This window comes from Cutibacterium sp. LaCa_89 (assembly GCF_058177555.1).
Genome location: NZ_CP190889.1, coordinates 2428694 through 2450718, shown reverse-complemented (window position 1 = coordinate 2450718; position 22025 = coordinate 2428694). Strand labels below are relative to the sequence as shown.

Below are 22025 nucleotides of genomic sequence, written 5' to 3'. Positions count from 1 at the left end.
CTCGCGCCCGGGATCGATTTGCCCATCGCTCAACTCACGACCGGTGCCAGAGTCATGAGGCCACAGCCGTATCCCTTGGCCGGACCAATCCCGCAGGTCAGTGCCACACGGGCGGCATCGGCGTCAGCCACATGGATGACGCCGTCCACCTGTGTCACCGCCAGTGTCACCATGGACCCCCGACGACGGAATCTCAGGACCTCCCGACGGGTCACGCGCGCGGACGGCGTCCCGTCGGGTGTGACGGGCACGGACAGTCCGTGGCCTTCGGCACGGCCGAGGAACCAGGCCAGTTGCTGCTCGGCCGTCACCTCTGCAACTCGCTGGCCGCGTGACCCGGCCGTCCTGCGCACTGCGGTCGTCGGGTTGACAGCGCACCTGAATCGCCAGGTTGAGCCGGATCGGAGGCCCTGCAGGAAGGGGTCGTAGTCAGCCGACCGACCCGAGACCCCCGTCGACCATCCAGCCTGCTCGTTGAGCACGGTGAGGTCAGGTCTCAGCGGGCTGACGATCATGAGTTTCGCCTCATGGGGAGTCGGCCCGCGATCCAGTCGCCACAGGGTTCGGCCGTCATCGGAAGCGGACTGACCAGGGGGAAACGAGCTCAGCACCGCGGCGTGGAGTCGCTCCGGAGATGCCAACAGACGCACGGCGTCGCGGCGGGCGACGTTGACGTCGAACTGGGTGAGAAACATCACGCTCCTTCCAGGCCCGCGAACCAGTCGGGCTCGTCGTTGCCGTCGGGGTTGTCGACGACAACAGCCGTCGAGGCGACGTCGCGCCACCCGTACTCGCGCCGCTCCGGGTTGAAGCTCAGCGGAAGGTCTCGGACGGTGTCGCCGAGCTGGCCGGGGGCGGCGTCGTAGGTGATGGGCAGGTACACCGAGCGGCCCAGGCGACGTCGATGCCAGGGCTTGGCATGCCACGGTTCGGTCTCCAAGGCAGCCAGCATCTCGTCGTCATGGATGCCCAAGGACACCTGTCCCTCCGTGGGACATGCGCGGCGGCCTAGGTACAGGGGGAACGCCGGTTCTCCAATGGCCTCGTCGAGTGCCTCGAGCAACGACCGATCTCCTTCGACTGCGGCGACGAAGACGGCGTCGGCCAGGTAGTAGCGGTTCGACAGAGGCATCGCGTGGATGCTGCCGTCCTTCTTGGGGTGCGCCCAGTCCATGGCCGTCTGGAAGTCACGGACGACCGAGCCGGACTGGTCGGTGCGTACGCCGAACCGAAGCGTGAGAAGGTCCTCGATGCTATCGGTACGACGTCGCCCCTGCGCCGCCGCCAGCAGCCCGATGACACCGGATTTCGTCGGTTCGCGGCGCGTCGCACGAGTCGTGAATCGGCTCGAGTCTCCCCAGGACTGCAAGGGCCCGGCGAGCCGCAACAGCAGGACGGTCACGATTGCGCTCGCAGGACGGTAGCGACCTGGTCTCGCACCGATGAGACGAGCTCGTCGATGGGCATGGCAGTGCCCATGTCGCTGACGGCCTCGGTACGCGTGCCGACCCGGGTGACGAAGGAGGCCACTGGTGCCCCGAGGAAGGCCTCCTCGCAGTCGTGCGCATAGCTGGCCAGCGCCTTGCACGATGCCTCGACGAAACCACCTGTGGTCGAGGTGATGGCGTCCTCGAACGCGCCGACGAAGCTGGCCGACCTGCCCTTGCGGATCTGGACGACGACGGCGTCGGGCAGGGTGTTGTTGGCGAAGGTGTTCTGCTTGCCGGTGGGCATCGACACGACGAACCCACGGACGAACGCGGCGGCGGCGTCGGCGGTGAGATCAACGTCTCCCAGGTTGTCCTCGAGGGTCGAAACAGCCACCGTGGCGAACCGGTAGAGGGTTTCGGAGGTGAACTCGACGGTTCCGATCATGCCGGCTCCGGCGTCGTCCTCATCGAGCTTGTAGTCGTCGACGGCGGTGAAGTAATCGGACTCGATCTCGACGGCATGGGTGCTCAGCGCGTGGGCGACCTGCACGGCCGAGTCGACGTTGAGGCACTTGGAATCGGCGACCATGCGACCGAACAACGCGACCTCGACCCCATGATCGGAATCGGCGGCCTTCTTGGCGTCGGAACTGGAGATCTTGCCCTCCGAGGTCGCCGCGAGCTGCGCCAGGCGATCGAGCTGCTGGTTGGAGTAGAAGACGAGGTACTGGGTGCGCTCGACGCCCTCGGGGCCCGAGCCTTCCTTCACTCGAGGTTTGTCGGCCTTGAGACCGAGCGCCTTGACGACCGCGAGGGCCTTCTGTCGAGCATCCTCCTGCGCCAGTCGGTAGGGATCGGCGGTGAGGCGGTTCATGAGCAGTTCGACGGCGCGCAGTGTCCGCGCGCCGGTCTGGGAAGCGGGCAGGAAGTCCTTGAAGGACGTTCGCACGGCCTTCTTCCATGCCTGTGAGCTGACCCGCGCCCGACGGACCCCGCCGTACAGAGCTGATTTCGGCGACCCGGTGTCGTCGCGGTTGACGTTGGACGGCGGGACGCTCTGAAGGACGTGGATGTCGACGTAGTACGAACTCATCGGGATTCTCCTTGGTCTGTGCTCTCGGTGGTGGTGGTTGGGGCGTCGGATGGGAGGTGGTGGAGCTGGCGTCCCCAGGACAGGAGGACGCGGTCGGATGCCGAGGTCTGCAATCGCCACAGGTCGGCGGCGAGTCGGCCGTAGTCGAGCGGGACGTCCTCGGATCGCATGAGAGTGACGAGCTCTCGGAGGTTTTCGAGGCGGATGGCCCACTGCTGGGCGCGGCACAGGTGCTGGAACCGGGAGACCGTGCCGGGGTCCCACTCGGTGCTCGTCGAGCGTCGCGCCGAGAGCATCCGAGCCGCCTGGCCCAATCCGATGCCGGTGGCGTGCATCGGCCCGGGCCGGGACTGCTGATGGATGGCGTAGAGGACGACGGCGGCGTGGACGGCTCGTTCGGCGTACGTCGCCGGCGATGCCCCGTGGCCCACCAGATCGTCCGGAAGGTGGCCCAGGGTCACCTCCCAGAGATTCGGGTCGGTTCCCGGGCGGGTCGCATCGGCATGGCGCAGGGCTGCCAGAGTCCGTACCGCCCACGGATCGCGCGGTGTGGCGAGATAGCCCCGCTGCAGGTGGTTGACGGCGCCAAGCGTCGCCGCGCTGACGTCATTCCATGGTTCTGGCATCACTGCTCCTTCGAGGATGACTTGGTGTCGCGTTGAGGATCGTCAGGTAGGGGGGCGCTGGCGCGCATCCGGGAGAGGAATCGCTGCCAGGCGCGGGCGAGGTCCATGAGGTCGTGTCGCTCGGTGTTGGGCACCGGGACCATGCGTCCGGTGAGGGCTGCCGACCCGGCGTCGCGGCAGAGCTGGAGGCCGACCTCGCACATGATCCGCCGAGCCGTGCGGCGCCATGCCAGAGTTGCGGCATCGACGTCGGTGGTACTCGTGAGGCGACTGAACCACTCTCGGTAGGCGGGATCGAGGGCGGAGAAACCGGCTTCGGCGGCTCGGGGGCGGACCCCCTCCGACTCATCGCCGGTCGCGGCAGCCAGATCGGAAGCGAGGTTCTGCAAGGCGAACACCAGGGACTCGGCGGTGTGCGCGCAATCGACGGCGAGCCGTCCCAGTTGCTCGTTGGCGATGACTGCCAAGGACGTCGGCAGGGAGTCGTCGATCGTCGTCGACACCACTGCGCTTTGCGATCCATATTCCATGCCGATGGTCCGCATGCGAATGAGATGATCGTCAGGCAGGGCGCCATCGCTGGTGAGGATTGCGAGTTGCTCGAAAATCTCTGGCCGTAGCCACGCCCTGTCGGGCTCTCCGGCCTTCTTCCTGCGCCTGTCTTCGGGTGATGGTTCGCGGGCCAGTAAAGGCTCCAGTCCTCGCCACATGGCCCTGGAGGAGTCGTGGCTGCGGGGCATGTAGACGATCTCCCCGGCCGCCTTCGTCTGGGGTGCGCTGAAGCGCCACGCGGTCGACGGGTCCTTGTGCAGCAAGTACTTCCATTCGACCTTGTCGCCGTTGCACAGCAGGACGTCGACGACGTGGTCCGCCTCGGCGATGAGACGCACCCGGCGGCTCTGCCAGGTGAAGAGATCGGCGCAGCCGGTGGGCACCGGGTGCTCGGCGTCGGGGGCTGCCGTCTGCGGTGGACGCTCCCAGACCGGGACATCGGTCTGCGGATCGTCCTCGAGGAAGAGATTGAGCAGGATCGTCTCGGCCAGACTGGTGCCTTCGATGACGACGATACCCATGGGACCACTGATGCCCGTCCCGATGGGGTACCCCTTGCCACCGTTGACACGCGGATCGCCGACGGCCCCGGATTTGATGCCCGAGATGTCGAAGGCCTGGGCGTGGACGAGCCACCGGGCGGCCTCCGCGTAACTCAATGACGCAATACCAGGCCCGTCCCTTGTCGTGAAGAACTTGTCGTTCGGGGGGACTTCGCTGATGATCTTGATCAGGCCTGAATACCCTCCTTTGCTGGTGTGCAGACCGGCGACTTGCATGAACGGAGCTTTGTCGTCAAAGAGGTTGAATCGATCGTGACAGCGGCCCAGGTAGTCGTCAATCTGCTGCAGCGGTAGTCCGGACTCCCACCACTGCGCCCAGTCGTCCACCTTTTCGTCGTCACTGCGGTACTCGGCGGTGGCCCGGATGGCGATGGCGAGGAGGAGGCGCAGGACGGCGGCCTCCTGGGTGGGGATCTCCCCGGCCAAGCCGCGAAGACTGCTCGCTTGATGGAAGGCGTCGTGGATCGACACCTCGATGACGACGTTGTCCGGACGTCGCACCGCGATCCATGGCTCGTCGATGAGGTTGAAGGCGCTCGTCATACCGGTGCTCCGTTCTGGGGAAGGGGCTCGACGATGAGCCCCTGATCGTGATCGTAGTGGAGTGGATGTCCCAACAATGTGGAATTGCCATGGGCATCGAGGACGAGGACGAGTTGTCCCCGAAGCCACGGGGATGTCTGCCATGAGCTGAGGTCGATCGGCGCGGCCTCCAGCTCGGCGATGGTCCTGTCGATGTCCCAAGGGTTCGACAGCGATCGGGGAAGGGTGACGGTGCACGATGCGACGGCCCGGGCCAGATCGCCGTCAGGGGCACCGAACAGCGGCAGCTCTGTTCCGGAGTATTCCCCGATGTCGTCGAGCAGCCGATGTCCGGAGTCGGATTGTTGGACGACAATGACCTCGATGGAATCCTCGGAGTCGCGCACCGACGCGTGGCCGCGGGTGTTCTCGGGATCGGAGGAAGCCATGTCGGTGAGCCCTTTCATGAGGCTCGATGCGCCGAATGGATCGGTCAGACGGAAGGCCATGGCGCGAGTCGCTGCCAACTGACGATTCGACCTGGCACCGAGTGCGGCTTTTTCTCCCCTGTCCGTCCAGGCGTGGGGCCAGGGGAAGGGCTCCTGATAGGCCTGTCGGACGAGTCGAGGGATGTCCCGCGGGATCGAGATCTCACCGGACGGCAGATCCTCGAGGATGGCCGCGGTGCGCATGAGGGCGTCCGGTTCGTAGACAAGGTCGATCCCACGGCCGAACCTCGGACCGTCGTCGTCCCAGCTGTCGACTCCGGTGACCAGACAGACGGCGTCACGAAGTCGGGGCGGACGCTCGCGGTCGTGTCGATGCAACCGGCCGATGCGCTGGAGGAGGAGGTCCATGGGCGCGATGTCGCTGACGAGCAGATCGAAGTCGACGTCGAGGGACTGCTCGAGCACCTGGGTGCCGACGACGACGATGCGATGAGGACGGGCCTGGCCAGAGCATCCAAGACGCCTGACGAGGTCGGACTCCCGACGGGCACGCTGTGGCGCGACGAACCTGGAATGGACGAGGACGACCTCGCAGTCGAGACGCTGCCGGAGTACGTCGAAGGTCTCCTGGGCCCGTGCGACGGTGTCGCGGATGACCCCGACACAACCGCCCTCGGACATCTGCTCCTTGAGCCGAGCCGCGAGATCGTCAAGGGAGTCGGTCATCGTCTCGATGGTGATGCCGCGCGCCGGGGCCGTGACCGATGTGCCGCGTTGGATGACGTCGTCGGTGACGCAGGTCATGAGCGGGTACTCGTCCGAGGTGGGCAGCGCCATGGTGGCACGCTTTCCATGGCGTCCTCTGGCGTAGGCCAGAGCAAGTTCCTCGCGCTGGGCGGGCGGTAGGGTCGCGGACATGAGGATGACGGGCGTGCGGTAGGCGCCGAGCCACTCGAGGACGACTTTGAGGTACTCGCGCATGTAGACGTCAGCGGCGTGGACCTCGTCGATGATGACGACCTTGCTCGCCAGACCGAGGTGGCGCAGGACGACGTGCTTGGCCTTGAGTCCGGTGAACAACGCCTGGTCGATGGTGCCGATGACGTGATCGGCCAGGATCGCGCGTTTTCGGCCGAGGAACCACTCGTGGACGATCGCCGAGGCTTCGCGCTGTGAGGTGCCCTCGTCATAGACAGCCATCGACGCATTCCAGGGCATGAGCTGCTGGTAGTCCTCGTTGAGCCCGGCCTTCGAGTGGGCCAGTGTGATGCTCGATGGGTTGGTGGCCGGGACGGCGTCGAGCCACTCGCGCACGCGTCCGAACATGGGGTTGGACGTCGCCATCGTGGGTAGTCCGAAGAAGATGCCGCCCTGCCCGAACCTGCGGGCCAGCACCTGGGCGCACATGAGCGCGGCCTCGGTCTTGCCCTGACCCATGGGGGCCTCGATGACGAGCAACCCGGGGCTGGTCATGCTCGCCGCTGCCTCCACGGCCGCGCGCTGCATGGCATTGGGGGAGCCATGGGCCAGTGCGGGAAAGCTCCTCGCGAAGAGGTCGTCGGCAGTGTCCGGGCCGGTATCTGGCCGCCAGGGCCGAGGCAGACGGAGTCGAGCGATGGCTCTGCGGACGCGGTCCGGCGTCGGATCGGTGAGGTCGTAGGGGAAGAGGGATTCCGAGCTGGCGATCCAGTCGGCCATGATGACGAGGCCCTCGGAGAGAACCTGCACCTCGATCGGGATGGGAGAGCTCATCCAGTCGCCAAGAAACTGATCGGCTCCCGTGTGTGCGGCCATGGTGTCGATGACCTCGTCGCGGGTGGTCCTCCAGAGGTCGTCCTCCCTGGCCAATCCACTTCTCAACTCCTCGATGTCGCCCTCCGTCGGGTTCGTCCCGTGATGGCCCCCGATGATGGATGCAATGTTGCGGGCGCACCGACGTGCCCGTGGTGACTGGTGGCGGTAGCGGTCGAGCAACCAGGACTCGATGTGGATCTGGCCCACCGTGCCGTGAGGAATCGGGCGCTCGGGCGTCGGTATGACGAATCCCTGATGTTCCATCCGGTCGCACAGGTAGCTCGTCGACGTCCCGTTGCGGCGGGGAAATCGTGCCATGTGTGCGAAGTCGGCGCTGATCTTGCCGACGTCGTGTACGCCCGCCAGGAAGCATTCGAACGCCTGGGCGGCTTCCGCGCCGCCAAGACTGTCCGACAGCAGTGATCTGATGGATCTCGGTTGGAGTCTCCACACCTCGGGCATGACGCCGGCGGCGTCCTCCAGATGTTGGACGACGGGGAGCCAGTCGGCTTCCTCGTTCGTCTTCCCCCAGCAGGACCGTGCTGGGGGAGACCACGTGTTGAGCATTGTCGCTTCCTCGCGTTTGGTGTTGGCATGCATAGTATCAGAAAAAATGAAACTAACCTAACAAGTTAGGAATTAGATTTCAGTCACTTCAACCATGTCGATGTCAACCCCCGCAGCGGCGGGGAAGATGCCCCCGGTAGGGACGTCACGTAACCGAACAATGGCTCACCTCTGCATGGGCAGAGCACATCTCACGCTACCGGGGCCACAAACGCGGGAAAAGTCAGCCCATCTCCACCTTCTGTCGCACGACCTCGAGGAGCTCACCAGAAGCCACCAAGCGATGGGCCTCGTCGATTTCGGGGGAGAGGAAGCGGTCCGGTCCGGGGCCAGGGATCGTCTGACGCATCCGAGCAATGACGTCGGCTACCGGCTTCGACGGCTCCACACCCCGCATCTGAATAGCCTTGGCGGCGGTCAGGATCTCGATGCCAATGACGGCTCCCAGACCGTCAATCCCGCGGCGCAGCTTGCGGGCGGCCGACCATCCCATCGAGACGTGGTCTTCCTGCATGGCCGATGTCGGGATGGAGTCCACCGACGCCGGGACGGCCAGTCGCTTCATCTCCGAGACGATGCCGGCCTGGGTGTATTGAGCAATCATGTGACCGGAGTCGACGCCGGGGTCGTCGGCGAGGAAGGGATGAAGGTCGCGGTTGCGTGCCGGATCGAGCATGCGGTCAGTGCGGCGCTCGCTCATCGACGCGAGGTCGGCTGCGGCAATCGCCAGGAAATCGAGCACATATGCCACCGGTGCACCGTGGAAGTTGCCATTGGACTCCACGCGCATGTCGTCGGTGATGACCGGGTTGTCGACGGCCGAAGCCAACTCGACTTTCGCTACCTGAAGGGCGTGGGCCATGGTGTCGCGCACGGCTCCGTGAACCTGCGGGGCGCACCGCAGCGAGTAGGCATCCTGGACGCGCTTGACGGCGCCCTCCCGACCGGCCTGGATGAGGTCGGACCCCTCCAACAGGGCGAGGATGTTGGCAGCTGAAACCCCCTGTCCGGGGTGGGGACGCAAGGCCTGCAGATCGGGGGCGAAAACTCGGTCGATGCCGCAGAGAGCCTGGACGGTCATGGCGGTGGCCAGGTCAGCCGTCGGGACGAGGACGTCGAGGTCGGCGAGGGCCATGATCAGCTGGCCGAGCATACCGTCGGTCCCGTTGATGAGGGCCAGCCCCTCCTTTTCGCGCAAGGAAATGGGCTTCAGCCCGACCTGGGCAAGACCAGTGGCGGCGTCGACCTCACCACCGTCGGGGGTCAGGACAGTCCCTTCCCCGGTGAGGACGAGGGCACAGTGGGCCAGCGGGGCGAGGTCGCCCGAACACCCAAGGGACCCGTATTCCCCGACGATCGGCACCAGCCCAGAGTTGAGCAGGTCAGCGTAGGCAGTGACGACCTCCGGGCGCACGCCGGTGTGGCCAGATGCCATGGTCTTGAGACGCAGAGTCATCATGGCGCGGATGACTTCGGTCTCCACCCGTGGCCCGGTCGAGGCGGCGTGGGAACGGATGAGGGAGTGCTGCAGGGCCACGCGATGGTCACGGGGCACTCGGGTAGAGGCTAGCGCGCCGAAGCCCGTGGAGATCCCGTAATGAGGGGCAGGGTCGTCGGCCAGACTCTCAACGAGGTCGGAGGCTCGCTTCACCCGCTCCATCGCGTCGTCTCCGACCGTCACCTGGGCTCCTGATCGGGCGACGGCGATGATGTCGTGGGGAGTGAGCGGGGCACCGACGTCAATGGTGGCTGGATTCATGGTCGTCCTTCCTTGTCGTGAGTGCCACGGTGTCGTGGCGATCGCGTGTATTCGGGTATGTCTTCTGGGCAGTCGCCATGGCTGACCTCGTGTTGAGCACGAATGGGGTCAGGGGCGACGGTGGTCGTGCCGGTCAACCGTCGAGTCTCAGCCGTGGTTGGGTCAACGTGAGCAGTCGTCCGCTCCGGCAAACCTTGTCGATGAGAGGGACTCCTGGGCGGTACATGAGGTGCAGCCACGACGGGGCCGCCAAACCCACCAGATCCGCACGGGCTCCCGGCTTGATGACGCCGACGTCGTCACGGTGAAGGGCGGCTGCGCCTCCCGCCGTCGCCGACCAGAGGGCCTGCTCCGGCGTCATGCCCATCTCCCGCACCGCGATGGCAAGGCAGAACGGCATGGACGAGGTGAAGGCGGTGCCCGGATTGCAGTCGGTGGCCAGCGCCACCGTCACCCCGGCGTCGAGGAGTCGTCTGGCGTCGGGGTAGGGCTGTTTGGTGCTGAACTCGGCGGCCGGAAGCAGAGTAGCCACAGTGTCGGTGGCCTTCATGGCGTCGATGTCCTCATCGCTCAAAAACGTGCAGTGGTCTACTGAAGCCAGACCCAGCTCGCAGGCCTGCGGAATGACCTCGGAGGGCCCCAACTGAGCGGCATGGAGACGAAGCCCCAACCCGGCATCCTTGCCTGCGCGCAGGATCTCCATGGTTTGGTCGGGGTCGAAGGCGCCGGTCTCGCAGAAGGCGTCTATCCAGCGCACATAGGGACGTACGGCTTGCAGCATCTCCCCGCACACCAGACGGACGTACTCGTCCGGCTCGTACTCGGGCCCGACGACGTGGGCGCCCAGGAAGGTCACCTCGTCGGTGTGAGAACTGGCCACTCGCGCCAGCTTGACCTCCGTCTCAATGTCGAGCCCGTACCCCGTCTTGGCCTCAACAGTCGTCGTTCCACCGAGCGCCATTTCGTCGAGGATCCCGGTCATGACGGCATCGAGCAGCCCGACGGACGCCTCCCGGGTGCGTCGAACGGTGCGCAGGATTCCGCCGGCCTCGTACTTCTGACCGTTCATCCGTGCGTCGAACTCGTCACTACGATCCCCTGCGAAGACCGGATGGCTGTGGGAATCGACGAAGCCGGGGATGATGCAGGCTCCCGTCATGTCGGCCTGGTAATCGGCTGCGGGAGCCTCGGCACAGCGCCCCACCCAGACGATTCGATCTCCGTCGATGACGACGGCTGCGTCACGGATCTGTCCGAGGCCATCACCGCCGACGGATGGATCGTTGGTGACCAGCAGACCGATGTTGTTGATGACGACGCTCACGAGTCACGACCTCTCAGCTCGTTCAGTACATGGCGCAGATCCTCGGCGGTGGCGTCGTCGCGTCGGATCCACTCGCCCGCGATGATGGTGGCGGTGACGTCCTCGGCGGTTGCCGCCAGCGGCCAGCGTGTCGGGTCCACCCCGGCCAAGCGAGCCGACGACGGATCGACGACGACGACGTCAGCAGGATCACCCACGCTCAGCCCGGCGAGGTCGGAAGCGGGTGTGGAAACTTGGTGCGGGCGTGGTCCCGCTGCCGGGCGCAGGCTCGCCACCCCGTTTCGGGAACCGATCTTCCACAGGGAGTTGCAGCCGATGACTCCTCGGGTCCCGGTGGCCAGCCGAGTGGTGGACTCGAGCATGCGCAACTCGGCGAAGGGGTCGGTGACGACGTCCTCGTCGGTGCCGATCGTCAGGCGCGCCTCGGCGTCGAGCAGGTCCTTGACCCGCGCGATGCCATCCCCCAGATCGGCCTCGGTGGTCGGGCACAGCGAGACGATGGTGTCCGTGCGAGCAATCATGGCGATGTCGTCGTCGCTCAGGTGCGTGGCATGGACGACGGTGGTGCGATCGGAGAGCACTCCAGCACGTTCCAGGACGGCGGTGGGCGTCAGTCCGTGGGCGGCCAGACACTCCTCGTTCTCACGGGGCTGCTCGGAGACATGGACATGGATCGGGGTGCGGTCCGGCAAGCCCGAGACAGCTGTGGCCATCTCGTCAGGACTGACGGCTCGCACCGAGTGCAGGGCCGCTCCCGGCGTCACCAAGGGGGAATCCGGCAGGGCATCAGTGAGAGCGTGCCAGCGCTCCAACCATCCCTTGACACTGCCGTCACCAAACCTCGTCTGGTCCTCGCCGAGTGGAGCTCCCGGTCCGGCGTGCAGGTAGCAGGTGTCGAGCAGGGTTATCCGGATACCCGCGTCGACGGCAGCGTTGACAACGGCCAACTCCATGTCGTGGTGCGGGTAGGGGGTGCCGTCGGGCCGGTGGTGGACATAGTGGAACTCGCCCACGCTGGTGTACCCGGCAGCCACCATCTCGGCGAAGGCCGCTCGTGCCAGGCGGTGGTAGGAGTCCGGGTCGAGGCGGTTGGCCAGCCGGTACATTTCGGTCCGCCAGGACCAGAAGTCCTCACCCTCCCCGGCTCCTCGCAGTCCGCGGTGGAAGACGTGGGAGTGCGTGTTGGCGAATCCGGGAACAGCGACGCCGCTGAAGCTGTGGCGATCGTGCTGGGCGTCAACCGTGACTTCGGTGATGACGCCAGCATCACTCGAAACGCGCACATTGTGCGCAACCCGTCCCTCGACGAGGGCCTTCGGGAAGAACCACTCACTCACTTGACCAGCTCCTCCAACACGGCCCGCAGAGCCTCCGCTCCCGCCTCGCAGTCCTCGTCGCTGGCTGATTCGGCCGGGCAGTGGGACGCTCCGGTGGGATTGCGGACGAAGAGCATCCCGGTGGGCAGCGTCGCGGCCAAGGTGGCAGCGTCGTGACCCGCTCCCGTCGACAGCTGCGGGGTCTCCTCACCGAGGACCTGCAGCATCCGATGACGCAGGTCCTCGTCGAAGGCGGTGCGGTCGGTCCATGACTCACGGGTCCAGACGACCTGGCACCCCTGCTTGTCAGCAGCCGCTGCTGAGGTCTTCTGGATCTCCTCGACGACCTTGGTGACGGTGTCGGGGTCCTCGGCTCGGCAATCCAGCCACATCGTCGTGGCCGAGGCGATGACATTCGTCCCGCCTGGCTCGACGTTGATCCGCCCAACCGTCGTGACGCAGCCCTCCCGCTCAGCGGCCTCGCGGGACGCCAGGATGGTTTCGGCCACTGGGATGACGGGGTCGTGGCGATCGGGGATGAGGGTGGTCCCGGCATGGTTCCCCTGTCCGGTGAACTCGGCACGCCAGCGGCCGTGCGGCCGCACCGCTGTGGCAATCGCGACCGGGTGGTCGAGGTCGGCCAGCCCGCGCCCTTGCTCGACGTGCAACTCGATGAAGTAGGAGGCATCGAGCAGGACATCGTCAGGCTCGATGAGATCAGGGTCCAGGCCGGCCTCCCGCCAGGCGTCCGGCAGACTCTGTCCGTCCCGGGCGACGAGCTTGCGGGCGTCGTCCTTGCTGAGCTTGCCCGAGGCCAAGCGTGACCCCAGACAGGGCATGCCGAATCGTGCGCCCTCCTCATCAGCCATGGCGACGACGGCAAAGGGTTTCGACGGCTCGACCCCGGCTTCTTTCATCTTCGCCACGGCCACGAGGGAGGAGACGACGCCGAGCGGCCCGTCATGGGCACCGCCGCCAGGGACTGAGTCCAGGTGGGACCCCGTCAGGACGGCCTCCGGGCCCGGCATTCCCCACCACGCCCAGATGTTGGCATTCATGTCCGTGACGATCGTCAGAGCCAACTCGGTGGCCTTCGTGACGAACCATTCCCGCAAGGCCACCTCGTCAGGGCGGAAGCAGAACCGCGAGTAGGAGCCGTCCTCGTTGCGTCCGATCCCGGCGATCTCGTCGAGCAGGGCTGCCGCTGTCCAGGTCGTCATCACTTCACCAATCCGTCGATGAGGGCGTCATCGACCAGGTAGGGCAGGGTGATCTGGGCGTCGTCGTGTTCCTGGTTGAACTCGGTTGCCGTCTCGATGGAGTGGTCGTTGCGGGCCCAGCCGCGTCGGGCCACACCGCACATGACGTCCCACAGCAAGGAGCTGCGGATGACGGCGTCGACCCGCTCGGAACCATCCAGGACCAGCCCGAACCCGCCGTTGATGGCATTGCCGATGCCGGTTCCTCCGCCGTTGTGCAAGGTCACCAGGCTCATGCCGCGAGCTGCATTGCCAGCGAAGCACTGGGTGGCCATGTCCGCCATGACGTTGGACCCGTCCTTGACGTTCGCGGTCTCGCGGAAGGGGGAGTCGGTGCCCGAGACGTCATGGTGATCCCGCCCGAGCATGACCGGTCCGATCTCGCCGTTGCGCACCATCTCGTTGAACCGCAACGCGATGTCCCTACGGCCCTTGGCGTCCTGGTAGAGGATGCGCGCCTGGGTGCCGACGACGAGGTCGTTGGCCTCGGCGTCCCGAATCCAGATGTAGTTGTCGCGATCCTGGCCGCGGCGATTCGGGTCGATGCAGTCCATGGCGGCATGGTCGGTGGCGATGAGGTCCTCGTGCTTGCCCGAAAGACAGACCCAGCGGAAGGGGCCGTAACCGTAGTCGAAGAGCTCGGGTCCCATGATGTCCTCGACGTAGGAGGGCCAGATGAACCCATTTCGGGAGTCCCCGTCCTTGGCGATCTCGGTCACCCCGGACTCGAAGACGGTCGCCATGAAGGCATTGCCGTAGTCGAAGAAGTAGGTGCCACGCTCGGTGAGGGTGCGGATGAGTTCGAAATGCTTGCGCAGGGTCTTGTCGACGCGGCGGGCGTACTCGTCACGGTCACGGGCCAGCAGCTCGGTGCGCTCCTCGAAGGTCAGGCCCTGCGGGCAGTAGCCGCCGTCATAGGCTGCATGGCAGGAGGTCTGGTCGGACAGCAGCGGGATGTCGATGTCGTTGTCAACGGCGTACTGCAGCAGATCGACGATGTTGCCGTGGTAGGCGATCGAGATCGGGGTGCGCTCGTCGATGTGCTTTTTGGCCTGGGCGAACACCTCGTCAAGATCCTCGGAGACGTGACCCACCCAGCCCTGGTCGAGACGGGTCTGGATGCGCGACATGTCGACCTCGGCGATGATTCCGACGGCGTGGGCGATCTCGGCAGCCTTGGGTTGGGCCCCGGACATTCCGCCCAGTCCCGACGACACGAAGAGCACTCCTGAGAGGTCACCGTCAGCGGGGATCCCGAGACGGATGCGCCCGGCGTTGAGGATGGTGTTGAAGGTGCCGTGGACGATGCCTTGCGGGCCGATGTACATCCAGCCGCCGGCAGTCATCTGGCCGTAGTTGGCGACTCCCATCTCCTCGCAGATCTCCCAGTCCCTCTGGTTGTCGAAGTGTCCGACCATGAGGGAATTGGTGATGATGACGCGGGGGGACTCCGGGCGGGAGGGAAACAGCCCCAGCGGGTGGCCGCTCATGACGACCAAGGTGGTGTCCTCGGTGAGCTGGGCGAGGTATTTCTTGATGAGTCGGTACTGCAGCCAGTTCTGGCAGACGCTGCCGGTTTCGCCATAGGTGACGAGCTCGTAGGGGTAGAGGGCGACGTCGAAGTCGAGGTTGTTGTCGATCTGCACCTGGAAGGCCTTGCCCTCGGTGCAGCGGCCCTCATACTCGTCGATCGGACGGCCCTTGAGATGACCAGCCGGACGCCAGCGGTAGGCGTAGATGCGGCCGAAGGTGCGAAGTTCCTCGAGGAACTCTGGTGCGGCCTTCTCGTGCAGTTCCGGGGGAAGGTAACGCAGGGCATTGCGCAGCGCGATCTTGGTCTGATCAGGGGTGAGGTGGAATCCACGTGAGGGTGCTCGTCGTATGCCGGGCCGGAAGACCGGGTCGGGTGGGAACTCGGCGTCGAGCTTGATCGTCATGGCTGCGGCAGTGCTGTTGTTGTCGTACATCGGTGGTGCCCCCAGACGCATATTCATGTGGGTGTGGTGTCGTCGTGACGAAACGGCACCGGGAGGGGCCACGCGCGATTGCCAGGGCTGGGGCGAATCGCACGTCGGTTTGATCGCCGTGGGTCGTCTCGCCAGTGAGACGTATCGACAGTATCACCATGGGTGGTGCGCAGGGTGAGGCGTCGTCAGTTGATCAGGACGACATCATCGGCACGGTTCCTCGTCGTGCGGATGAGCGCAGCATTGCGTTCGTCGGGGCCATTGGCCCACGTCAGGGCATATTCCGGGGGTTTTCCTGCGGCGACGTGTCGTCGGACGAGTCGTTCCATCCGTAGTTGAGGATCGACGTCGACGTACCAGGTCTCGGTGAACAGCGGTGCCAGCAGGGACCACGGCTCCTCGTCGAGGAGGAGATAATTTCCCTCGACGATGACGAGCGGCACCTCGCGTGGTACCGGGATGGCGCCCGCGATGGGTTCGCCGAAGCCGTGTTGGTACATCGGGGCATAGACCACCGGCTCGTCGGCAGCGGCCAGGCGACCCACCAAGGACAGGAATCCCCACCCGTCGAAGGTGTCGGGAGCTCCCTTGTGGTCGGCACGGCCGAGCCGTTCGATCTCGGCCTGAGCGAGGTGGAACCCGTCCATGGGGACGACGGCGCATGTCTCGCCCAATTCCTCGCTCAGAAGGTGGGACAGGGTCGTCTTGCCAGCTCCTGGTTCGCCACAGAGTCCGAGCATGCAACGACGCCCGGACCCTGCGAGGGCCCGGGCGCGCGCGATTGCTTGATCCGGGGTCACGTCAGATGGCGCCGTCGAATGACGCCCTCAGATGATGTTGACGAGGTCGCAGACGAAGACCAGCGTCTCACCGCCAGCGATCACGCCGGGAATACCCTGCGGACCGTAGGCGAGGTGGTGGGGGATGACGAGCTTGCGTCGTCCACCAACCTTCATGCCCTGAACGCCTTCATCCCATCCGGGGATCACCTGGCCGAGTCCCAGCTGGAAGGTCAGCGGTTCTCCGCGGTTCCACGAGGAATCGAACTCGCGACCATTGCTCAGGGCCACTCCGACGTAATGCACCTCGACGAGGTTTCCGGCGGAGGCCTCGGGGCCGTCGCCGACCGTGATGTCCTCAATGACGAGGTCTTCGGGGGCGGAATCGGGCAGGGTCACTTCGGGCTTGCTCATGACGACAACCCTACGGGATCAAGGCTTCTCGGGTGATCAACTGACCTGAGCGGCCACATTGGACCGCTCAGGGTGCGAGGATTCAGTCCTCGGCGTCAATCAGCCCAGAGTGGTAGGCCTTGACCAGATTTCGGGGGACCCGCAGGACCTTGCCCTCAACGCGGATCTCAACCAACTGTGTTGGCGTGGTCTTCCACTGGGCTCGCCTATGACGCGTGGTCGAACGGGACTTCTTACGCTTCGGTACTGCCATGGTCTCACCAGCTTGACTTCGTGATTCCGGGGAGTTCGCCGCGGTGGGCCATCTCACGGAAACGGATACGGGACACACCGGCCTTGCCGACATAGCCACGGGGGCGTCCGTCGACTTGGTCACGGTTACGCAGCCGCACGGGGGATGAATCGCGCGGCAGGGTAGACAGTTTACGCGATGCTTCCATGCGTTCGTCCAATGAGGCGGTCGGAGACTTGATGATGGCCTTGAGTTCGGCGCGTCGTTCCGCGTACTGGGCGACCAACTTCTCGCGCTTCTTCTGGGCGACGATCTTGGATTTCTTGGCCATCAGCGGGTCTCCTTGAACTCGACGTGGCGACGCACGATGGGGTCGAACTTCTTGAGGACGAGACGGTCCGGGGTGTTGCGTCGGTTCTTGCGGGTGACGTAGGTGTAGCCGGTTCCGGCTGTCGACCGCAGCTTGATGATGGGGCGTAGTTGTGTGGACTTCTTGGCCATCAGATCTTCTCTCCTCGAGCGAGCATTTCGGCGATGACGACGTCGACGCCACGGCGATCAATCTCTTTCATCGCCTTCGGGGTCAGGGTCAGGGTGACTTTTCTGCCCAACGACGGCACCCAGTAGCGCTTCTTCTGGATGTTGGGATTCCAGCGGCGCTTCGTGTGGCGTTGGGAGTGCGAGACGTTGTTACCGAATCCTGGCTTGGTGCCGCGGACCTGGCAGCGTCGTGACATGGGTATCTCCTGTGATGGTTTGCACGTGAGAATCATTATCATATACTGATCCTGACGAGATGTGAACTCGTCGTTTGGACAGGCACGCGCCAAGGCCGGAAGGAAACCGATGAAACAAGGCATCCACCCCGACTACCACCCCGTGGTCTTCAGGGACATCTCGGCGAACATGACCTTTTTGACGAGGTCCACCGCCACCAGTTCCAAGGAGATTGAGTGGGAGGACGGGAACACCTACCCGGTCATCGACGTCGACATCACGTCGGCCAGTCATCCCTTCTACACAGGCAAGGCCAAGATCGTCGACACCGCTGGGCGCGTCGAGAAGTTCAATCGCCGCTACGGCAAGAAGTGAGACCGCGGGGTCGCGCACAATGCGTATCCCGGAATGAACGACGAACAACGAGTTGGAACTGGGGGTGATTCATTGACTCGCTGATGACGCAGGTCGACCTGGACCCGATCGGCAGTGAAGAGTGTGCCGTTGCTGATCGATGTGCCGACTGATCCCTGGCATCCGTCCGGTCCCTGAACGCGGCACCCGTCACCCTGGTGATCTTCGGGGTGGCGGGTGCCGCGCGTTGTCAGCAGGTTGGTGGATCAGGCTGCCAGGATCCAGGATCAGTCGAACTTGCGGAAGACGGGGATGTCTGAGGAGGACACCTCGTCGCAGTACTCCCAGCCTTCATGGAAGTCAGTGAGTGCCTTGACCGTGCGCACACGGTTACGGATCATCCATCCGGCCATGAGGCCGCGGGCCGTCTTGGCGGTGAAGGAGATAACCTTCCAACGTCCTTGACGGTCCCGGGACTCGAAGCGCGGGGAGATGATCTTCGCGTCGATCCCCGCGACGGCCTGGAAATACTCGGCCGAGGCCAGATTGACGATGACCTTCGGGCCGGGGGACTCCTGGAGGTCGGCGGAGACGAGATCACGGAGCTGGTCTCCCCACCAACTCACCAAGGTGTTGCCGCGGTGGGTACGCAGGGCGGTGCCCATCTCGAGGCGGTAGGGCTGGATGCGGTCGAGGGGACGGAGGACGCCATAGAGACCGGACAGGATGCGTAGTGACTTCTGGGCCTCGGTCCAGTCGCGGGTGTCGAAGGACTGCGGGTCCATGCCTCGGTAGACGGCCCCGTCGAAGGTGACGCCGGCGGGACGCGCGGTCTCGGGGGTGCCCGGCTGGAAGTCGCGGTAGCGCTCGACGTTGAGGGTGGCGATTTCTTCGGAGACCCCCATGAGTTTGCGCAGGTCAGCAACCGATTTGCCGGACATGATCTCGGCGAGCTTGGCGGTCTCGTCGAGCAGGCGAGGCTCGGTGGGCTGGTTCCTTGGGGTGGGGCTCTCGAGGTCCAGCGACTTGGCGGGGGAGATGAGGGTCAGCACCCGGACAGCCTAGCCGGGCGGCGATATCCGGAGGCGTCGACGAACTCTGTCAAGGAATTGGCGTCGGCGGTGCCGTTGGGTTTCGGGGGCCAGGGCGTGGCAGATCTCGGTGGATTTTTTTGGGGGGGTGTCCCTATGTTCCCCGTCAAGCGGCGAGGGGCAGGGGTGATGGCTCTCGCGTTGGGGTGGGGGCCCGGTAGGGCTCCCGGTTCTTGAGCATGGCGAACAGGACATCACAGCGTCGGCGTGACAAGCAGATGAGGGCGGCGTTGTGCTTCTTGCCCTGGGCTCGTTTGCGGTCGTAGTAGGCCTTGGAGGTGGGGTCTGAGCGCAGTGCGGCGAAGGCGGACAGGAACAGGGCTCGTTTGAGGTGTTTGTTGCCAGAGCGGGCGGGAAACTCGCCGCGGATGCTGGTTCCGGATCGTCGGGTGACTGGGGCGAGTCCGGCGTAGGCGGCGAGGTGTCCGGCGGTGGGGAATTGGGAGGCGTCGCCGACGTCGAGCAGGATCCGTGCTGCGGTCCTGACCCCGACGCCTGGCATCGAGGTCAGGACCTCGGCAAGAGGGTGAGCATCAACAACCTGTTCGATCTGCGCCGCGAGTGCGTGTCGCTGGTCCAGCGTCTGGCGCAGCGATGCAGCGAGTTGGGGCAGGACCTGCTCGGCTGCGGCGGTTCCGGCAACGATGACGGTCTGCTCGGCCAGGGCGGTGGTGATGGCATCGGCGAACTCTTGGGCGCCGCGCGGGTAGGCCTTGCTGATGACCCGCAGCAGCTTGGACTTCGACGCAGCGGCCATGGCCTGGGGCCCGCCGAGCTGCTCGATCACCGCGAGGCCTTGCTTGGTGGTCAACCGGGGTCCGACAACGCGTTCCAGGGCCGGGTGGATCTGGGTGAGCAATCCTCGGATGCGGTTCGACAGCCGGGTCGCTTCGGCGGCGAGGTCCTCGTCGAACCCGACCAACACCTTCAGCTCCGCGAGGGTTTCCTCGCCGGCGTCGGCCCGGCGCAGGGTGTGGGGCATGGTCCTCGCGGTGTCGGCGATGACGAACGCGTCGCGGGCGTCGGTCTTGGCGTTGCCCGGGTAGAGGTCTGCTGCGCGGCGCATGGCCAGCCCGGGCAGGTAGGCGACCTGGATTCCCATGGACCGGGCGACCGCGATGGGTAGTGCTCCGATTGTGTTCGGCTGGTCAACGATCACCAGGACCCGGCCATGGGTCTGGAGCTTGTCGAAGAGTTCCTCGAGGCGCTTCTGGTCCTGGGGCAGGGGCTTGTCGAAGACCTTCCGGCCAGCAGCATCCAATGCGCAGGCGTGGTGGCCGGTCTTGCCAACGTCCAGCCCGCACCAGATGTCGAAGCCGCTGTCCTGATTCATGACAACCGCCATCCTTCCATCCCGAGATGAACGGTCGCCCGGGTGGTGATGCGTCAGCTGCCGGCACCCACGTTACGAAGAGACCTTTGAAGCAGGCCGTGTCCCTATCAGCGGTCGGCTGGCGCCACCAAGCCCGGTGACAACACCCCCCGGATCATTCATGAGACAGGGGCAGCAAGTCATGCCGGGCCCGGCGACCGTGACCCCTCCTTACGGGGTCACCAGCAAGGTAACGGGGGATTCTCGGCGTTCCGAGGCGTCTCGGGGTGTCGCGGGGCGTCGTGGGGTGAGCCGGCGCTGCTAGTTGCGCCACCTCTGCCCAGCTGCGCCATCCCTGAGCACCTGCGCCCCAAAGCCGCCGTCCAGCTGCGCCATGTACGTGCAGTTGCGCCAGAAAATGGCGCCGTCATCGTCGTTCCCCCGGCCTCTGAAGGCCAGTTGCGCCTGTTTTGTGCAGTTGCGCCGTGTATGCGCGGCGCAACTGCACACTTATGGCGCAGGTAGACGACGTAGGGGTGGCGCGGGGGACGGAGGGCAACTCGCAGAAGGCTGGCGGCATGGATGCCACGGCGGGCTGAGGCGCAGGCGGCATGTGCGGGCGCAGCTGGGCAGAGGTGGCGCAACTGCATAAAACCGGCGCAGCTGTACCGAACAGGCGCAGCTGGCAGATAGCGGCGCGCTACCCGTCCCCGTCTCTGCGGCAGGCGTCCTCCGGCCGCCAGGAAAAGCCCATGGCGACGAGGACATCGCCACGTCCAGGCAGTTCTTGGCAACTGCGTGTCGTAGCCCGGGTGGCTGACCCAGTCAACGGACAACTAGGCGGTCAGGTCACCGGGTTTGACGTCGTCCGAGGCCTTCTCGAAGATCTCCGCGAAATGGCATCGGCAGGCATGCTCCTCTTGTCCATCGGCGTGCATGTTCAAGGAGGTCTCTTTCTCCGAACACAGCGGCTGAGCCCGCCAGCACCGCGTGTGGAAGCGGCAGCCGGTCGGCGGATTGGCGGGGGAGGGCACATCTCCGTGCAACAGGATCTGATGCCGCTGCCCGCGCAAGGACGGGTCGGGTACCGGAACTGCCGACAGCAAGGCCTGGGTATACGGATGGGTGGAGCGCTCGTAGATCTGCTCCTCGTCACCCATCTCCATGATCCGCCCGAGGTACATCACGGCCACCCGGTCGGAGATGTGACGCACCACCGATAGGTCGTGGGCGATGAAGATATAGGCCATTCCCAACTCCCTCTGCAGCTTCTGCAACAGGTTGACGACCTGGGCCTGCACCGAGACGTCCAGAGCCGACACTGGCTCGTCACACACCAGTACCTTGGGCTGCAGCGCGATGCCGCGGGCAATACCGATGCGTTGACGCTGGCCCCCGGAGAACTCGTGCGGATAGCGGTTGATGTGCTCGGGGTTGAGGCCGACGACGTCCAGCAGTTCCTTGACCCTCTCGGTCCTCTTGCCGCGCGGAACGGCGTCAGGGTGGATGCGGAAGGGCTCGCTGACGATGTCTCCGACCGTCATACGCGGATCCAACGAGGTGTACGGATCTTGGAAGACGATCTGGATGTCACGGCGCAGCTTGCGCATCTCCGATCCCCTGAGGTGGGTGGCGTCACGCCCCTCGAAGGTGATCGTCCCGGAGGTCGGTGGCTCGAGGGCCACCAACAGCCGTCCCAGGGTGGACTTTCCGCAGCCGGACTCCCCGACGACACCGAGGGTCTCGCCGGGGTAGAGATCGAAGCTCACACCGTCGACGGCCTTGACATGGCCGACGGTGTGACGCACCACCCCGGACTTCAGCGGGTAATGCTTGGTGAGGTCGCGAACTGACAGGATGGGTTCTGGCCTCGTCGCAGCGGTTGCGCTGGTCGAGGTCGTCATC

Annotated in this window: 21 protein-coding genes; 1 reads left to right on the top strand and 20 read right to left on the bottom strand. The window is 65.3% G+C overall.

Translation table 11 applies throughout. The annotated features are described in order from the left end of the window. Positions 1–29 precede the first annotated feature (29 nt). The 17 genes from cas6e to rpmB all read right to left on the bottom strand — a co-directional run bounded on the left by cas6e (position 30) and on the right by rpmB (position 17383). Positions 30–695 (bottom strand): type I-E CRISPR-associated protein Cas6/Cse3/CasE, encoded by a 666-nt coding sequence (gene cas6e / locus ACP8LP_RS11265; RefSeq protein WP_004809669.1) that lies wholly within the window; start codon positions 693–695, stop codon positions 30–32. Beyond that, positions 695–1402, bottom strand: a complete 708-nt coding sequence (gene cas5e / locus ACP8LP_RS11260; RefSeq protein WP_004809668.1) for a type I-E CRISPR-associated protein Cas5/CasD — start codon at positions 1400–1402, stop codon at positions 695–697. The genes cas6e and cas5e overlap by 1 nt, the downstream gene beginning before the upstream one ends. Beyond that, positions 1399–2523 (bottom strand): type I-E CRISPR-associated protein Cas7/Cse4/CasC, encoded by a 1125-nt coding sequence (gene cas7e / locus ACP8LP_RS11255; protein ID WP_004809667.1) that lies wholly within the window; start codon positions 2521–2523, stop codon positions 1399–1401. Before cas7e ends, cas5e begins: the two co-directional genes overlap by 4 nt. Then, a complete protein-coding gene (gene casB / locus ACP8LP_RS11250) occupies positions 2520–3149 on the bottom strand; it encodes a type I-E CRISPR-associated protein Cse2/CasB (RefSeq protein ID WP_004809666.1) in 630 nt (209 codons plus the stop codon). Before casB ends, cas7e begins: the two co-directional genes overlap by 4 nt. Then, on the bottom strand, positions 3149–4807 hold the full coding sequence (gene casA, locus ACP8LP_RS11245) for a type I-E CRISPR-associated protein Cse1/CasA (RefSeq protein WP_484483174.1): 1659 nt from the start codon (positions 4805–4807) through the stop codon (positions 3149–3151). Before casA ends, casB begins: the two co-directional genes overlap by 1 nt. Continuing rightward, a complete protein-coding gene (locus ACP8LP_RS11240; protein ID WP_023032043.1) occupies positions 4804–7596 on the bottom strand; it encodes a CRISPR-associated helicase/endonuclease Cas3 in 2793 nt (930 codons plus the stop codon). Before ACP8LP_RS11240 ends, casA begins: the two co-directional genes overlap by 4 nt. Before the next feature lie 223 nt (positions 7597–7819). Then, a complete protein-coding gene (gene hutH / locus ACP8LP_RS11235) occupies positions 7820–9355 on the bottom strand; it encodes a histidine ammonia-lyase (protein ID WP_484483173.1) in 1536 nt (511 codons plus the stop codon). A gap of 133 nt (positions 9356–9488) precedes the next feature. Then, complete coding sequence (gene hutI, locus ACP8LP_RS11230) at positions 9489–10679, bottom strand: imidazolonepropionase (protein WP_016666387.1); 1191 nt, start codon at positions 10677–10679, stop codon at positions 9489–9491. Next, on the bottom strand, positions 10676–12016 hold the full coding sequence (locus ACP8LP_RS11225) for a formimidoylglutamate deiminase (RefSeq protein WP_484483172.1): 1341 nt from the start codon (positions 12014–12016) through the stop codon (positions 10676–10678). The genes hutI and ACP8LP_RS11225 overlap by 4 nt, the downstream gene beginning before the upstream one ends. Next, positions 12013–13215, bottom strand: a complete 1203-nt coding sequence (locus tag ACP8LP_RS11220) for an allantoate amidohydrolase (protein ID WP_368276104.1) — start codon at positions 13213–13215, stop codon at positions 12013–12015. Before ACP8LP_RS11220 ends, ACP8LP_RS11225 begins: the two co-directional genes overlap by 4 nt. After that, positions 13215–15221 (bottom strand): urocanate hydratase, encoded by a 2007-nt coding sequence (hutU, locus tag ACP8LP_RS11215; RefSeq protein ID WP_484483377.1) that lies wholly within the window; start codon positions 15219–15221, stop codon positions 13215–13217. Before hutU ends, ACP8LP_RS11220 begins: the two co-directional genes overlap by 1 nt. 185 nt (positions 15222–15406) lie before the next feature. Continuing rightward, on the bottom strand, positions 15407–16021 hold the full coding sequence (locus ACP8LP_RS11210; RefSeq protein WP_202711816.1) for a nucleoside/nucleotide kinase family protein: 615 nt from the start codon (positions 16019–16021) through the stop codon (positions 15407–15409). 27 nt (positions 16022–16048) lie between these two features. Then, positions 16049–16414, bottom strand: coding sequence for an FKBP-type peptidyl-prolyl cis-trans isomerase (locus tag ACP8LP_RS11205; protein ID WP_063279626.1), 366 nt, complete (start codon positions 16412–16414; stop codon positions 16049–16051). Positions 16415–16496: 82 nt separating this feature from the next. Beyond that, positions 16497–16667 carry a 50S ribosomal protein L32 gene (gene rpmF, locus ACP8LP_RS11200; protein ID WP_004809656.1) on the bottom strand — a complete coding sequence of 57 codons (171 nt, stop codon included), beginning with the start codon at positions 16665–16667 and terminating at the stop codon, positions 16497–16499. A gap of 4 nt (positions 16668–16671) precedes the next feature. Continuing rightward, the gene (rpsN, locus tag ACP8LP_RS11195) at positions 16672–16977 is read right to left on the bottom strand and encodes a 30S ribosomal protein S14 (protein WP_063279625.1); all 306 of its coding nucleotides are present in this window, start codon (positions 16975–16977) and stop codon (positions 16672–16674) included. Then, the gene (rpmG, locus tag ACP8LP_RS11190; RefSeq protein ID WP_002528180.1) at positions 16977–17147 is read right to left on the bottom strand and encodes a 50S ribosomal protein L33; all 171 of its coding nucleotides are present in this window, start codon (positions 17145–17147) and stop codon (positions 16977–16979) included. Before rpmG ends, rpsN begins: the two co-directional genes overlap by 1 nt. Next, positions 17147–17383, bottom strand: a complete 237-nt coding sequence (rpmB, locus tag ACP8LP_RS11185; protein ID WP_016666379.1) for a 50S ribosomal protein L28 — start codon at positions 17381–17383, stop codon at positions 17147–17149. The genes rpmG and rpmB overlap by 1 nt, the downstream gene beginning before the upstream one ends. Before the next feature lie 109 nt (positions 17384–17492). Here rpmB and ACP8LP_RS11180 point away from each other — a divergent pair, with 109 nt between their 5' ends. After that, positions 17493–17738 (top strand): type B 50S ribosomal protein L31, encoded by a 246-nt coding sequence (locus ACP8LP_RS11180; RefSeq protein WP_004809653.1) that lies wholly within the window; start codon positions 17493–17495, stop codon positions 17736–17738. A gap of 266 nt (positions 17739–18004) precedes the next feature. On the opposite strand, the gene ACP8LP_RS11175 is transcribed toward ACP8LP_RS11180, so the two are convergent. The 3 genes from ACP8LP_RS11175 to ACP8LP_RS11165 all read right to left on the bottom strand — a co-directional run bounded on the left by ACP8LP_RS11175 (position 18005) and on the right by ACP8LP_RS11165 (position 22024). Then, a complete protein-coding gene (locus tag ACP8LP_RS11175) occupies positions 18005–18769 on the bottom strand; it encodes a YaaA family protein (protein WP_016666378.1) in 765 nt (254 codons plus the stop codon). A gap of 145 nt (positions 18770–18914) precedes the next feature. Further along, the gene (locus tag ACP8LP_RS11170) at positions 18915–20141 is read right to left on the bottom strand and encodes an IS110 family RNA-guided transposase (RefSeq protein WP_484483171.1); all 1227 of its coding nucleotides are present in this window, start codon (positions 20139–20141) and stop codon (positions 18915–18917) included. Positions 20142–20956: 815 nt separating this feature from the next. Next, positions 20957–22024, bottom strand: coding sequence for an ABC transporter ATP-binding protein (locus tag ACP8LP_RS11165; RefSeq protein WP_484483376.1), 1068 nt, complete (start codon positions 22022–22024; stop codon positions 20957–20959). Between the last annotated feature and the right edge of the window lies 1 nt (position 22025).

What these genes read in the sequence shown, in the direction of transcription:
- cas7e (WP_004809667.1), bottom strand. Translation starts at nt 2,523, where the DNA reads ATGAGTTCGTACTACGTCGACATCCACGTCCTTCAGAGCGTCCCGCCG.
- hutH (WP_484483173.1), bottom strand. Translation starts at nt 9,355, where the DNA reads ATGAATCCAGCCACCATTGACGTCGGTGCCCCGCTCACTCCCCACGAC.
- ACP8LP_RS11220 (WP_368276104.1), bottom strand. Translation starts at nt 13,215, where the DNA reads ATGACGACCTGGACAGCGGCAGCCCTGCTCGACGAGATCGCCGGGATC.
- ACP8LP_RS11170 (WP_484483171.1), bottom strand. Translation starts at nt 20,141, where the DNA reads ATGAATCAGGACAGCGGCTTCGACATCTGGTGCGGGCTGGACGTTGGC.
- ACP8LP_RS11180 (WP_004809653.1), top strand. Translation starts at nt 17,493, where the DNA reads ATGAAACAAGGCATCCACCCCGACTACCACCCCGTGGTCTTCAGGGAC.
- rpmG (WP_002528180.1), bottom strand. Translation starts at nt 17,147, where the DNA reads ATGGCCAAGAAGTCCACACAACTACGCCCCATCATCAAGCTGCGGTCG.
- hutU (WP_484483377.1), bottom strand. Translation starts at nt 15,221, where the DNA reads ATGTACGACAACAACAGCACTGCCGCAGCCATGACGATCAAGCTCGAC.
- casA (WP_484483174.1), bottom strand. Translation starts at nt 4,807, where the DNA reads ATGACGAGCGCCTTCAACCTCATCGACGAGCCATGGATCGCGGTGCGA.
- casB (WP_004809666.1), bottom strand. Translation starts at nt 3,149, where the DNA reads ATGCCAGAACCATGGAATGACGTCAGCGCGGCGACGCTTGGCGCCGTC.
- rpmF (WP_004809656.1), bottom strand. Translation starts at nt 16,667, where the DNA reads ATGGCAGTACCGAAGCGTAAGAAGTCCCGTTCGACCACGCGTCATAGG.
- ACP8LP_RS11165 (WP_484483376.1), bottom strand. Translation starts at nt 22,024, where the DNA reads ATGACGACCTCGACCAGCGCAACCGCTGCGACGAGGCCAGAACCCATC.
- ACP8LP_RS11240 (WP_023032043.1), bottom strand. Translation starts at nt 7,596, where the DNA reads ATGCTCAACACGTGGTCTCCCCCAGCACGGTCCTGCTGGGGGAAGACG.
- ACP8LP_RS11205 (WP_063279626.1), bottom strand. Translation starts at nt 16,414, where the DNA reads ATGAGCAAGCCCGAAGTGACCCTGCCCGATTCCGCCCCCGAAGACCTC.
- cas6e (WP_004809669.1), bottom strand. Translation starts at nt 695, where the DNA reads ATGTTTCTCACCCAGTTCGACGTCAACGTCGCCCGCCGCGACGCCGTG.
- rpmB (WP_016666379.1), bottom strand. Translation starts at nt 17,383, where the DNA reads ATGTCACGACGCTGCCAGGTCCGCGGCACCAAGCCAGGATTCGGTAAC.
- rpsN (WP_063279625.1), bottom strand. Translation starts at nt 16,977, where the DNA reads ATGGCCAAGAAATCCAAGATCGTCGCCCAGAAGAAGCGCGAGAAGTTG.